At 69.1% G+C, this 13,360-nt stretch carries 9 protein-coding genes and 1 pseudogene; 8 read left to right on the top strand and 2 right to left on the bottom strand.

What is annotated here, in order from left to right:
* Nucleotides 1–21: 21 nt before the first annotated feature.
* Complete coding sequence (locus ACWCPQ_RS05310) at nucleotides 22–2,277, top strand: MMPL family transporter (protein ID WP_449894992.1); 2,256 nt, start codon at nucleotides 22–24, stop codon at nucleotides 2,275–2,277.
* A 155-nt stretch (nucleotides 2,278–2,432) separates the two neighbouring features.
* Nucleotides 2,433–4,424, top strand: coding sequence for an NAD-dependent DNA ligase LigA (gene ligA / locus ACWCPQ_RS05315; RefSeq protein WP_449894994.1), 1,992 nt, complete (start codon nucleotides 2,433–2,435; stop codon nucleotides 4,422–4,424).
* A 113-nt stretch (nucleotides 4,425–4,537) separates the two neighbouring features.
* On the opposite strand, the gene ACWCPQ_RS05320 is transcribed toward ligA, so the two are convergent.
* The gene (locus tag ACWCPQ_RS05320; RefSeq protein WP_449894997.1) at nucleotides 4,538–5,452 is read right to left on the bottom strand and encodes a D-alanyl-D-alanine carboxypeptidase family protein; all 915 of its coding nucleotides are present in this window, start codon (nucleotides 5,450–5,452) and stop codon (nucleotides 4,538–4,540) included.
* A gap of 199 nt (nucleotides 5,453–5,651) precedes the next feature.
* Between ACWCPQ_RS05320 and ACWCPQ_RS05325 the strand changes: the two genes are divergently transcribed.
* The 4 genes from ACWCPQ_RS05325 to ACWCPQ_RS05340 all read left to right on the top strand — a co-directional run bounded on the left by ACWCPQ_RS05325 (nucleotide 5,652) and on the right by ACWCPQ_RS05340 (nucleotide 10,241).
* On the top strand, nucleotides 5,652–6,110 hold the full coding sequence (locus tag ACWCPQ_RS05325; RefSeq protein ID WP_449894999.1) for a hypothetical protein: 459 nt from the start codon (nucleotides 5,652–5,654) through the stop codon (nucleotides 6,108–6,110).
* 283 nt (nucleotides 6,111–6,393) lie between these two features.
* Nucleotides 6,394–6,552, top strand: coding sequence for a hypothetical protein (locus ACWCPQ_RS05330; RefSeq protein ID WP_449895002.1), 159 nt, complete (start codon nucleotides 6,394–6,396; stop codon nucleotides 6,550–6,552).
* 157 nt (nucleotides 6,553–6,709) lie between these two features.
* Nucleotides 6,710–9,169, top strand: a complete 2,460-nt coding sequence (gene hrpB, locus ACWCPQ_RS05335) for an ATP-dependent helicase HrpB (RefSeq protein ID WP_449895004.1) — start codon at nucleotides 6,710–6,712, stop codon at nucleotides 9,167–9,169.
* 112 nt (nucleotides 9,170–9,281) lie between these two features.
* Complete coding sequence (locus tag ACWCPQ_RS05340; RefSeq protein WP_449895006.1) at nucleotides 9,282–10,241, top strand: peptidase; 960 nt, start codon at nucleotides 9,282–9,284, stop codon at nucleotides 10,239–10,241.
* Nucleotides 10,242–10,433: 192 nt separating this feature from the next.
* On the opposite strand, the pseudogene ACWCPQ_RS05345 reads toward ACWCPQ_RS05340, so the two are convergent.
* A pseudogene (locus ACWCPQ_RS05345) lies at nucleotides 10,434–12,114 on the bottom strand (AMP-binding protein).
* A gap of 154 nt (nucleotides 12,115–12,268) precedes the next feature.
* Between ACWCPQ_RS05345 and ACWCPQ_RS05350 the strand changes: the two are divergent.
* Complete coding sequence (locus tag ACWCPQ_RS05350) at nucleotides 12,269–12,763, top strand: nuclear transport factor 2 family protein (protein ID WP_449895008.1); 495 nt, start codon at nucleotides 12,269–12,271, stop codon at nucleotides 12,761–12,763.
* 50 nt (nucleotides 12,764–12,813) lie between these two features.
* On the top strand, nucleotides 12,814–13,281 hold the full coding sequence (locus tag ACWCPQ_RS05355; protein WP_449895011.1) for a nuclear transport factor 2 family protein: 468 nt from the start codon (nucleotides 12,814–12,816) through the stop codon (nucleotides 13,279–13,281).
* Nucleotides 13,282–13,360 lie beyond the last annotated feature (79 nt).

The following is a 13,360-nucleotide window of genomic DNA, read 5'->3' on the forward strand; positions in this document are numbered from 1 at the left end:
GCTGCTTTGGAGGGCAATCACATGGCGTGGCAGTTGTTCCGGCTCGGCCGATGGTCGTTCGCCCACCGCAAGGCGGTGGCAGCGATCTGGGTGGTGCTGCTGGCCCTGCTGGCGGTAGGAGCGGCCACGCTGTCGGGGAAGACGAGCGACAAGTTCGAGCTGTCCGGTATCGAATCCACGCAGGCGTTCGACCTGATCGAGGAACGCAGCCCCCAGGCCGCGCCCGACGGCGCCACGGCACGGGTGGTGTTCGAGGCCCCGGCGGGCCGCTCGCTCACCGAGCCCTCCTACAACTCCGCGGTCGCCGCCGCCCTGCGGGAACTCTCGACCGAGAATGTGCAATCGGTGAGCGATCCCTTCACCGGGGGCACGGTCTCCGACGACGGCCGGGTCGGCTATGCCTCGGTGAGCTACAGCAAGACAGCCACCGAACTGGCCGAATCGGACCGCGCCGCGCTCGAGAACGCCGCACACACCGCCGAAGCAGCGGGTTTGCACGTCGCCGTCGGCGGCGACGCCATGAGCGAGGTGGAGATGCCGCTCGCCGAGGTGATCGGTATCGCCGTCGCGGTGGTGGTCCTGGCCATCACCTTCGGATCGCTGGTGGCCGCGGGCATGCCGCTGCTGACCGCCCTCATCGGCGTCGGCATCGGGATGCTCGCCATCACCGCCCTCACCGGGTTCGTCGAACTCAGCTCGGTGACCCCCGCCCTCGGCACGATGCTCGGTCTGGCGGTCGGAATCGACTACGCGCTGTTCATCATGTCGCGATACCAGAGCGAGGTGCGCGCGGGCCGTTCGCTGGAGGAAGCCGCCGGGCGCGCGGTCGGCACGGCCGGATCCGCAGTCGTCTTCGCCGGGCTGACCGTCATCATCGCCCTGGTCGGGCTGGCCGTGTGCAATATCGGATTCCTCACCCAGATGGGTCTCGGCGGCGCGTTCACCGTCGCGATCGCGGTTCTCATCTCGCTCACCCTGCTCCCGGCGATCCTCGGCTTCGCCGGCGACAAGGTGATGAAGGGTAAACCGCGCTATCTCGCCAAGCAGACCGACGACTCGGAGTTCCGCACACACGGCCGCCGCTGGGTGGAGGGCATCTCCCGGCGTAAGTGGAGCGCCCTGCTCGCCGGTATCGCCGTCGCCGCGGTCGCCGCCCTTCCGATGGCTTCCATGCAACTCGCGCTGCCCGACGATTCCAGCAAATCCGCCGGCAGCGACGCCCGCACCGCCTACGATCTGATCTCCGACAATTTCGGCCCCGGCGCGAACGGCCCACTCGTGGTCGTCGTCGATACCGCGAACGCCGCCGACCCGGCCGGTGCCGTACAGACGGCCACCGACCACCTGCAGACACTGGCCGCGCGGGCGGGCTCGGATATCGCCACCGTCGTTCCGGCGGTGACCGGTCCGGCCCCGCAGGCGCAGCAGGCCTTCGCCCAGCAACTCGAGACGGTCCGGTTCGCCACTCTCACGGTGATCCCCGCCTCGGGCCCGTCGGATCAGGCCACCAAGGATCTCGTCGCCGAGATCCGCACCGCCGTGGCCGATCTGCCCGCCGAAACCGGCGCCCGCGCACTGGTCACCGGCCAGACCGCCGTCGGAGTGGATATCGCCGACAAACTGTCCGAGGTGTTCCCGGTCTACCTCGCCGTGGTGGTGGGCCTGGCGATCTTCCTGCTGATCGCGGTGTTCCGCTCGGTCTGGGTACCGATCAAGGCGGCGCTGGGCTTCCTGCTCTCGGTCGGCGTCTCGCTCGGTGCCACCGTCGCGGTGTTCCAGTGGGGCTGGCTGAACCAGCTCGTCGGCGTGGATACGACCGGCCCGGTGCTGTTCATCCTGCCGATCCTGCTGACCGGCATCCTGTTCGGCCTCGCCATGGACTACGAGGTATTCCTCGTCAGCCGGATGCGTGAGGCCTATGTCCACGGCACGCCGGCACGCCGGGCGGTGATCGACGGTTTCGCCCACAGCGCCCGGGTGGTGGTCGCTGCCGCGATCATCATGATCGGTGTCTTCGCCGGGTTCGCGCTCACCGACGATGTCATCCTCAAGACCATCGGTTTCGCGCTCGCCATCGGGGTGCTGGCCGACGCCTTCCTGGTCCGCATGCTCATCGTGCCCGCCTTCATGCTGATCGTGGGCGAGCGGATCTGGTGGATGCCCACCTGGCTCGTTCCGCTGGTCCCCGCCCTCGATATCGAGGGCGAGAAACTCACCGAACGACTGGATCATGCGGATCGGCGCACCGGCGAGGATCGCGTACTGGCTTCCCGGTGACCCGGGGGCAGCGGGGTCACCACCCGCTGCCCCGGCTGTCGCCGATCTCCCACCGGTCCCGGTGCCGCGGAACTCCGAACAACGGAGAGCCGACACCGGGTGCCGCCGCATGTGGTCGTATCCGGTGTCGGTGGGGCTCGGTAACGTCTGGTGCCGTGGAAGCTGGGGAACACATTCAGGAGCTCGCGGACCGTATCGTGACGCTGCGCGATGCCTACTATCGAGGCTCGCCGCTGGTCGCGGACGCCGAGTACGACGTGATCGAGGACGAGCTGCGCGCCCTGATCCGGGCCCGTCCCGACCTCGCGCCCGACCCGAATCCACTGGATCAGGTGGGCGCGCCCGCGGTACTGCACGCCCCGATCCGGCATTCACGTCCCATGCTGTCGCTGGAGAAGGCGACCACACCCGAACAGGTCGCGGCGTTCTTCGACCGCTTCCCCGGCCAGCCGGTGGTGGTGATGCCCAAACTCGACGGGCTCTCCCTGGCAGTGGTTTTCGAGGACGGGCGGCTTGTTCGGGCCGTCACCCGCGGTGACGGCACCACGGGTGACGATGTGACCGTACTGGTCCGCGCGCTGGTCGACGGGGTACCCGAGCGGATCGACCTCCCGGGTCGGGTGGAGGTACGCGGCGAGGCGGTGATGTTGCGGTCCACTTTCCTGACGTACAACACCGCGCATCCGGACAAACCGTTGATCAACCCTCGCAATGCCGCCGCGGGCACCTTACGGGCGAAAGATCCCGCCACGGTCGCCGAGCGGCGCCTACAGTTCTTCGGCTTCGACCTGGACGCCGCCGCCGGGGGCGCTGCCGTCGATCTCGAGGAAGGCCTGCGGGCACTGGGGATCGCGGGCGCGCAGATGCGGCTCTGCGCCGACGCCGAAGAGGCACAGGCCGCGATCACCGCGATCGAGCAGGGCCGCAGCGACCTGGACTACGATATCGACGGCGCCGTACTGCGGCTGGCCGACCGGGATGCCTACGCCGCCGCCGGAACCCGGTCGAACTCCCCACGCGGCGCGTTGGCGTTCAAATTCGCCGCCGAAGAGAAGACCACCCTCCTCAACGATGTGGTCTGGGATGTGGGAAAAACAGGGAAGATCGTTCCGGTGGCGTGGCTGGAGCCGGTATTCGTGGGCGGCACCACGGTCACGAAGGCGACGCTGGCCAACCAGCAGGTGATCCGCGCGCGCGATATCAAGATCGGCGATACCGTGCTGGTGCGGCGCGCCGGTGATGTGATTCCGTTCGTGGCGGGCGTACTCGACGCGTCCGAGCGCACGGGCGCGGAACGCGAGATCGTACCGCCCACCGCCTGCCCCTCCTGCGAACAGCCGGTGACCGAGCAGGGCAACAGCCGGGAACTGTTCTGCACCAATGTCTCCTGCCCCGCCCAGACGGTGCGCAGGCTGATCCACTGGGCGTCGCGCGCGGGCGCCGATATCGACGCCGTCGGACAGGTATGGATCGAACGCCTGGCGGAGGCGGGCATCCTGGAACGCCCCTCCGACTTCTACACCCTGACCCAACAGCGGCTGCTCGAATTCGACCGTATGGGTGAGGTCTCGGCCGCACGCATGATCGATTCGATCGACACCAGCCGCGGGGTGGGCCTGCGCCGCGCGCTGATCGGCCTGGCGATCCCGATGGCCTCCGACGGTACCGCGGCCCGGCTGGCCCGGGCGGGATTCCGGTCGCTGGAAGAGGTCGCCGACGCGGGCGTGGAACGACTCGTAGCGGTCGAGGACATCGGCCCGAAGGTCGCCGCTTCCCTGGTGGAGCATCTCACTCGGTTGCGCCCGGAACTGCGCCGGCTCAGAGAGGCGGGCGTCAGTCTGGATGTACGCGCGGAAGACCTCGCCCCGGTCGTCGCGGCCGGCGCCCCGCTGGAAGGCAAAACGGTGGTGATCACCGGCGCCATCAGCGATCCGCGCTCCGGCGAGAAAGTCGCCCGCCCGACATTCCAACGCCTGTGCGAGAAGGCGGGCGCGACGGCGGCGTCGTCGGTCTCGGCGAATACCGACCTGCTGATCACCGGAGCAGGCGTCGGCGACAGCAAACTCGCCAAGGCCGAGAAGCTCGGCGTCGAAATCGTCGATCAGGGCGATATCTGGAACCTGCTGATCGCCGCCAAGGTGGTCTAGGGTCCGATACAGCCGGTCGGGTCGCACGCTGGGTGGGCCCGGCCGGACAGCGCCGGGCCCGCGCAGCGGGTAGCACCGGAGCGGCTGCCCGGGTCACTCGCCCCGGCGCCGGGTCAGCCGCCCGACAGCGAGCTGAGGATCGGGACGAAACCCCAGTTCAAAATGAGTCGAGCGTCGGCCGTCGCGGCGGCCAGATCGTCGGGTGAACTGTTCAGGACCACGCCGACCAACCGCTGCCCGCCCCGGGCGGCCTCGAACAGCAGGCAGGTCCCGGCCGCATCCGTGGATCCGGTCTTGATCCCGGTGGTACCCGCGTACTCCCGGAGTAGACCGTTGGTGGTCTCCCAGACGTGGTCCCGGTTCGCGGGCCCGGCGGGCTGGTGGTAGATATGCGATCCGACGATTTCCCGGAAAACCGGGTTGTTCATCGCGTGCCGGCCGAGCCGCACCAGTTCCGCAGGGGTGGAGTAGGTCGAGAAATCGTCGGGAGCGGGCAGACCGCTGGGATCGCTGAAAAAGGTGTTCGGCATTCCGAGCCGCTGCGCGGTGGCGTTCATCCGGCCGAGGAACGCCTCCTGACCGGGTCCGTAGGCCTCGGCGAGAGCGTAGGCGGCATCGCAACCGGACGGGAGCATCATCGCGTAGAGCAGTTGACGTGCGGTGAGGACCTCGCCGGGAGCGAGGCCGGCGGTACTGCCGCCGTAGGCGGCGGCATAGTCGACAGCACTGCGCGACACCGTGATCGGGCGGTCGAGATCGCCCGATTCGAGCACCACCACAGCCGTCATGACCTTGGTGATACTGGCGATCGGGACACGGGAATCCGGTTGCCGGGACCACAGGATCATCCCGGTATTCGCCTCCGCCAGTGCGGCAGCGGGTGCCCGCACACCGTCCGGTTGCAGGCTGAGCGGGAACGGGAGTTGCGTGTGCGAGACGTCCGGGGCCGGGGCGGCCACGGCGGTGGGAGCGAATACGACGAGTATTCCGGCGGCGGCCGCCAGCAGTACACGGACATGGGTTCGCATCGCCATATTCTGTCGGCCGACCTCGGCGAACAGTGGGATTTACGCAGTCGGCGTCGCAGAGTCGCGAGGCAGCCGGGAGCCGGTTTCGGCCGAGACCGGTGGTTCCGAGCGACTCGATCGGGAATTGCACATACCATCCGGTAGCGCGTAGTTCCTGCTCGACGAGACGAGACCACCGCACACCGAGGAGCCCCGACCCATGGCCACTCTCCACTTCACGGCGACAACGACTGCGACGCCCGAGCAATTCGTCGCGGCACTCACCGATTTCGGCCCCGACCGCGAGCAATTGTTCGGGAACAGCACGGACGAATACCTCGAGGTGCACAGCCGGGGCCCCAGCGAAGCCGACGTCACCGAGGGGTCGCGCGGAATCTGGGAACGTCTGCACTACGACTGGTCCGATCCCGGGCAGGTCGTGATGACGACCACCGATTCCAATCTGTGGGGTGGCCGCTCGGGTCACACCTACCGGTTCACGGCCCGCCCCGACGGACGGACCGATGTGGATGTGGTCGTGATCCGCGAGGGCAAGAACCTCAAGGGCCGGGCGCTGGGAGCCATTGTGGGGACCGTCGGCCGCGGTGTCCTGAGCAGCGCGTTCCGCAAGACGGTGGCGGCTGTCGAGGCTCGCAACAGCGGAGCGGATCAGAACTGAAGCCACCGCAGGCCTGCGCCCGGCGATTCGAGCGAGGCCCCGGCCGGATCCAGAAGTCCGGAAAAACGGCGTGCACGCAGGCGAGAAACCCTATTATGAGTGCAGAGTGACGACATCCACCATCAGTTGTGTGTCGGAGGAGTTGGCCGTGAGCCATCGAGTCGCGCACCGGAATCAACACCCACAGTCACCGCATCGGGTACCTGCGGGCGAACGAACCGACGAGCCGCCACCCGGGCGGCATCGTAACCTCGCGAACGACCTGCGAACGCGAATCGCCGCGGTGGACCGCGGCACCGCACTGCTCGCCGCCGCGACGTGTCTGCTGTTCGTCGTCTGTGTCAGCGCTATTTCGCATTCGGCGGCCGCGGCAATGATCGCCACCGCGTGCATGGTGGCCGGTATCGCGGCTGTTCTCACCATCCTGCGGCCCCAGTGCTGAACCACCGGCCGCACGCGCGCCGGTCCGGATAGCCGGTTCGCCGGACCCGGCGCCGATCACGCGCGAGTGGTGCACAGTCGTGCCACCCATCCCCGGTGGCACCGAGTCGGGGCGCCCGTGTCCCGGCATGATCGGCCAGGCTTCAGACTGATCGGTAATGAAACTCCCTGAACTTCCCGACCTGCCCATCCGTGGCGCGCTCGATCGGGTCGTCGCGACGTTGACCGAACACCGCGCGGCCGTGCTGATCGCGCCGCCGGGCACCGGGAAGACCACCCTCGTGCCATTGGCGCTGGCGGCGTCGGTCACCGGGCGGGTGCTGGTGGCCGAGCCCCGGCGGTTGGCGGCCCGGGCGGCGGCCGGGCGGATGGCCGCGCTGCTGGGCGAACCGGTCGGCGAAACCGTCGGCTACTCCGTCCGCGGCGATCGCCGGGTCGGGCGGCGGACCCGGATCGAGGTCGTGACCTCCGGTCTGCTGGTGCGGCGGTTGCAGGACGACCCCGAATTGGCCGGGGCCGATGTGGTGATGCTCGACGAGTGTCACGAGCGACATCTCGACGCGGATCTGCTGTTGACATTGCTGCTGGACGCCCGAGCCGGATTGCGGCCCGATCTGCGGGTGCTCGCCACCTCGGCGACCGTGGCGGCAGACCGCCTGGCGACGCTTATCGGTGCGGATCACGCGGCGCCGGTGGTGCAGGTCCGGGGTCGCACCTTTCCGGTGGATACGACATACGTCGCGGCGCTGCCGCGGGAGCGGGCCGAAGCGCAGGTCGCTCGCGCCACCCGGGCCGCGCTCGCCGGATCCGACGGCGATGTCCTGGTGTTCCTGCCCGGGGCCGCCGAGATCCGGCGGACGACGGCGCTGCTGGGCGGCCTGGACAGTGTGGATATCGTTCCGCTGCACGGCAGGCTCTCGGCGGCTGCACAGGACAGAGCATTGCGGCCGGGAGCGCGGCGCCGCGTGGTGTTGTCCACGGCGGTGGCGGAATCCAGCCTGACCGTGCCGGGGGTGCGGGCAGTGGTGGATTCCGGAGCGGCCCGAGTGCCCCGGATCGATCGGGCGCGGGGCCTGTCCGGTCTCGCCACCGTTCGGGTGTCGGCGGCAGTGGCCGAGCAGCGGGCCGGGCGGGCGGGGCGTGAGGGTCCTGGGCGGGTATGGCGATGCTGGCCCGATTTCGAGCACGCCACGCTACCTGCCTATCCCGAGCCGGAGATCCGGACAGCGGACCTGACCAGGCTGGCATTGGAACTCGCGTGCTGGGGCACGGCCGATGGGCACGGCCTCGCCTGGTGGGACGATCCACCGGCCGGTGGACTGGCCGCCGGCCGGGACGTACTACGCGTACTGGGGGCCGTGGACGGAGACGGTGCGGTCACCGAGCGTGGGCGGCGCATGGCCCGTATCGGACTGCATCCGCGGCTGGCACGCGCACTGCTCGACGGGGCCGCCGTGGTCGGGCCGCAGGCGGCCGCGGAAGTCGTCACCGCCCTCGACGACGACACCTACACCTCGGGCGTCGATCTGACCGCCGGTCTGCGAATGCTGCGGCGCGAGCGACCACCGCGCTGGGTGCGGGAGGTCGAGCGGCTGTCGCGGCTGGTCGAGGGGCCGGACGGGGTCGACGATCCGGCGTTCGTGGTCGCGCTGGCCCATCCGGAACGGCTGGCGCGACGACGCGGTCCCGGTTCGACCAGCTATCTCATGGCAGGCGGTACCGCCGTGACGTTGCCGCCCGGCGCCGGGACGGGTGATGCGGAGTGGTTGGCGGTCGGCGTCGCTACGCGCGATCCGGGTCGCTCGGAAGGGGTCATCCGGCTGGCCGCGGTAGCCGATGAACAACTGGCCCGGCGCGCCGGCGCCGGGCTGCTGACCGTTGCCGACGAAACAGACTGGGTCGATGGCGATGTGGTCGCTCGGCGGATCGAACGGCTCGGCGCGATCACCCTGTCCGAGAGGCAGATCCCGGACCCCGACCGCCGGCTGCTCGACGCAGCGGTGCGGCACGGCCTGCGGTCGGCCGGTCTCGGCCTGTTGCGCTGGAGTACCGAAGCGATCGCGTTCCGCCGGCGCCTGGACTTTCTGCACCGCACCCTGGGTGACCCCTGGCCGCCGGTCGACGACGAGTCGCTGCTCGCCACCGCCGATACCTGGCTCGGTCCCGAACTCGCCACCGCTCGTCGCCGCGCCGACCTGGAGCGCATCGATACCGGACAGGCACTGCGCCGCCTGCTGCCCTGGCCGGACGCCGCGCGCCTGGACGAACTGGCACCCGAGAGCACCGAGGTCCCCTCCGGCAGCCGGCTCCGCCTCGACTATTCGACCGATCCACCGGTGCTCGCGGTCAAAGTGCAGGAGGTGTTCGGCTGGACAGCGACACCGCGCCTCGCGGACGGCCGCGTCCCGGTCGTACTGCATCTGCTCTCCCCGGCCCGGCGACCGATCGCGATCACCGCGGATCTCGCCTCGTTCTGGCAGACCGGTTGGTCCGGAGTCCGGGCCGACCTCCGCGGCCGCTACCCGAAACATGCCTGGCCCGAGGACCCGGCCGCCGTGCCCGCCCACCGTGGCACTGCCCGCAACGCCCACCGCCCGGGACGTGCACCCGGTCCGTGAGCCGGGACGCGCCGACCGGCCAAATACATCGGGATGATTGCGCTGTGGTTGCCAGTGCGCGCAGACTCGATGCCGGGCACGATCCGGATCGGCTCGCACCGGGAGGTCAGGGTTGACGAAATACCGCACGTTCACGCTCGTCGCAGCCGTGTTGCTCGCCCTGACGGGCTGCAGTGACGACCCCGGGACCGAGAAGCCACGACCGGCGGTGACTCCCGGCCCGCCACCGGAATTCTGGTCGGCGGCTGCCGACACCCCGCAGCAGCAGGCAGCCGTCGCGCAGGCGACCCGGGATATCGACGTCTGCGCGCTGCTCCCCCGCGATACCCTCGACGACCTGGGGCTCGGCGATATCCAGAGCATTACCGTCGGCCTGGACTCGTGCCGGGCCGCGCTCGGCGAGACGGACGCGGGCGAAGCCGGCACACTCACCTGGCATACCACCCTGCTGCCCACACTCACCCCGAGCCGCGGTATCGGCAAGCAGGTGGGCGATGTGAGTGTCCTGTTGGTGCCCGGCCGCGACAACGATCCGCGAGCTTGTGGCGCCACCGCCCGTTTTCCGTCCGGTGCCGCGTTCTACCTCGGCCTCGCGGTTCCGGACCGTGACTCCTGCACGGTCGCCGATAGTTTGCTGCCCGGTATGATCGATCGCTGGCGGCAGTCGCCGGGCCAGGGCACATCACCCGATACCGTCGACACGGTGCTGCTCGGCGCCGACCCGTGCGCGGTACGCGCGAAACTGACCGGCACCACCGATACCGATGAACTCCGGCTGACCCAGTGCCTGTTCCGGTACCGGGACGAAACCGTCACGGTGAGCTACGAGTACCGCGTCCCAGATCAGGTGGCGGCCCGCAGCACCGAGGAGAAGATCGACGATCGCAGCGTGTTCCGTTCGACCTCGCTCTACGACAGCAGTATCCCGATCTATTCGGCTGCCGTCGGGCCGGAATTGCCCGCCGGAAGTACCGCTTTCGCCACACGCGTTCCGGTCGTGGCGGTCACTTCGGCCACCGATGATGTCGCCCGGCAGGTCATGTCTCAGGTGTTGACCCTCTTCCCGCAGTGAGAAGTCCCGGTGGTCGGTCGTGCCGCACCGAGTGGAGAACGTGGTTGGTGACGGCGGCCGGCGCGGAGAGTTCCGCGAGCATCCTCGCGGCACCGACCCGGCGCTCGGATCAGATGAGCCGAACAGCCCGATGACCATCAGCCGCCCGCCGGATCCTCCGGCGCACCGGCGGCCCCGCGGAAACCGCTCGTGTCATGATCGCTGAGCATCGGGCCCGGGCAGGAATCTCGCCCGGCCGTAGGTGTGGAACTCGCGGTCGAGTCCCTGCCGGTCCGCTTCGGTGAACGGGACGTACTCCGGGTTGCCGCGCCCCACCCGATGGAACACCGGATCGCCGGTGTGCCAGGCCTGCGCCTGCAGTTCACGTTTGAGTACCTTGTTCGACCCCGTGACCGGCAACCTCGTCGACACCCGAACGAATCGGGGCGCGGATTTGGTGCCGAGATCGTCCTGGCCGTCGAGGAAAACGGCGAATTCGACCGGGTCGAAGGCCGCGATATCGGCGACCTCGATCGCGGCCATCACCTGATCACCCGACCGCGGATCGGGCACCGAGTACACCCCGGTCGCGACGATCTCCGGATGCCGCCGCAGGATCCGTTCGACCATCAGCGCCGATATGTTCTCCCCGTCCACCCGGATCCAATCGCCTTTGCGGCCGGCGAAATAGATGTACCCGGCCTCGTCGACATAGCCGAGATCACCGGTCCAGTACCAGCCGTGCCGGATCCGCTCGGCCACCGCGGCCTCGTTCTTGTAGTACCCCTCGAAACGCCGCGCGCCGCCCTTGTCGACCATTTCCCCGATGGCACTGTCCGGGTTGAGAACCCGTCCGTACCGGTCGAGCCGTGCCCGCGCGCATTCGCGCCGGGTCGCCGGATCCACGACGACGATATCCGGGTTCGCGGGCCGTCCCAGCGCACCCTCGGGCGCGTCCGGATCCGGCCGCACCGACCCGGCTCCCTCGGACGAACCGTAGCCCTCGAACAGTTCGGCGCCGAAGCGGCGCGCGAACTCTGCCCTGTCCTCGGGCGACGCCTCGGTGCCGAACCCACGGACCAGGGTGTTGTCGTGGTCGTCGGGCCGCTCCGGTGTGGCCATGAGGTAACCCAGCGCCTTACCGACATAGGTGAAGAAAGGTGGCGCCGAAGAATCGCACATCCGGCAGGAACCCGGACGCGGAGAATTTCGGTGTCAGGCAGACGGTCGCACCGTTGGCCAGCGCCGGTGCCCACAACGCCATCAGCGCGTTTCCGTGGAACAGCGGCATACAGCAGTAGTCGACATCTTCGCGCACGTGACCGTATTTCGCGGTGTTCGCGTAGGCCAGCCGCGCCAACCGGCCCTGGCTGCAACGCACGGCCTTCGACGTACCGGTGGTGCCGGAGGTGAACAACAGCAGGAACAGCGCGGACTCGGCCACGGCCGGGTCGGCGACGGGTTCGTCGGCCCGGTGTTGCCGTACCCGATCGAGGTAGGAGGGTGCGTCGACGAGAACGAAGCGATCCGCGCTCAGTCCGAGATCGAGATCGCTGATCTTCGCCATGCCTGCCGAATCGGTGACGATCAGCTGACAATCGACGTATCGGATCTCGGCCGCGAGCTCCGCGCCACGCCGGGTCGGGTTGATACCGACGATCACGGCACCGCTCAACGCCGCGCCGCCGAGCCAGAACAGGAACTCGGGGGTGTTGTCGAGCAGCACACCGATATGGAAAGGACCGTCGCGGCGTAGCGAGGTCGCCAAGGCACCGCGGGCGGCGCTTTCGCGGACCGTCTCGTCCCAGGTCCAGCTACTTTCCCGGGTTCGTACGCCCGGACGGTCGTCACCGATACGATCGAGCAGCAGCTGCGCTGTGGTCACCCGTTCCACCCCGGCTCCTGCCCTCGTCTCGAACGCCCCGCGGTCACGGCGGCTCCCGATGCTTCGATCCGACGGTATCCACCTCGGCACCGCGCTCACCGGTCCGGTCTCGGCCAGTGGAAAGGTGCGCCGCACGGCCGGGGATCCGTGAGATCTTTTCCGAATGGATCTCGAACACACGATCACCCGGCTCGCCGCGATCGAGACGATCCGGGATCTGATCGTGTCCTATTCACATCTGATCGACCGCGGCGCATTCGGCGAGGTGGCCGAACTCTTCGCGCACGCGGTGTACGGGCAGTGCGATACCGACGGCACCCCGGTCGGCCCGCTCATCGTCGAAGACGCCCGGGCCGTGCTCAGCGCCAACCAGGGATTCGTCAAAATACACGGCACCCCGGGCACCCCGGGCACGAAGCACCTCACCACCAACATACGAATCCAGGTCGCGGACAACGGCACCGAGGCGACCGCGCTGTCGTATGTCACTGTTCTGCAGGCGGCCGGTGACCTACCGCTGCAGCCCATCCTCACCGGCCGCTACTTCGACGAATTCGCTGTCGCCGACGGAAGCTGGCGGTTCACCCGGCGACTGGTGTGCATCGATCACGTCGGCGACCTCAGCGAGCACGCCCGGCAATCGCCGCCCCGCCATTGACCGCGACCACCGCCCGAGCCGACCATCGCGAACCGGGAACGAGGAAAGATATGGAACCCGCCGACCGTATCGCGTTGGGCACGCTCGCGGCGCGGTACGCGCGAGCGGTCGACCGCCGCGATACCGGGACGCTCGCGTCCCTGTTCACCCCGCAGGTGGAGTTGGCGCTACCGCCGGAACTGAGCGGGACGGGCACAGCGACCGAACTACGCGGCCGGGAGACCGTGGCCCGCTCGGTGGTGGAATCGATATCGCATCTGGTGGCCACCCGCCACGTCGTCGGACAACAGATACTCGATATCGAGACCGCCGACGGTGCGCACGGGGAAACGTACTGCACAGCCCACCACATCTATTCCCGCGGTGACGGGCACCGGGACCACCGAATCGCGCTCCGGTATCAGGACACGTTCGCGTACCGCGAAGGCAGCTGGTTGTTCGCCCGCCGCGCACTCCTGATCGACTTCGCCGAGGATGTGCCGGTGACCCGGTCCGCGCGACCCGCGACCCCGCGATGACCCACACCGTGGAGCCGCTCCCGGCAGGCCCGCCGCGGCCGACCTCTCTCCGCGCGTTCCGCGGACCGGAGACGGCGTC

The organism is Nocardia sp. NPDC001965, from assembly GCF_053594175.1.

Bases quoted from the DNA above. Each gene is read 5' to 3' on its own strand.
- ACWCPQ_RS05310 (WP_449894992.1), top strand. From the start codon at position 22: ATGGCGTGGCAGTTGTTCCGGCTCGGCCGATGGTCGTTCGCCCACCGC.
- ACWCPQ_RS05355 (WP_449895011.1), top strand. From the start codon at position 12,814: ATGGAACCCGCCGACCGTATCGCGTTGGGCACGCTCGCGGCGCGGTAC.
- ACWCPQ_RS05325 (WP_449894999.1), top strand. From the start codon at position 5,652: ATGGCCACTCTCCACTTCACGGCGACAACGACTGCGACGCCCGAGCAA.
- ACWCPQ_RS05350 (WP_449895008.1), top strand. From the start codon at position 12,269: ATGGATCTCGAACACACGATCACCCGGCTCGCCGCGATCGAGACGATC.
- hrpB (WP_449895004.1), top strand. From the start codon at position 6,710: ATGAAACTCCCTGAACTTCCCGACCTGCCCATCCGTGGCGCGCTCGAT.
- ACWCPQ_RS05320 (WP_449894997.1), bottom strand. From the start codon at position 5,452: ATGCGAACCCATGTCCGTGTACTGCTGGCGGCCGCCGCCGGAATACTC.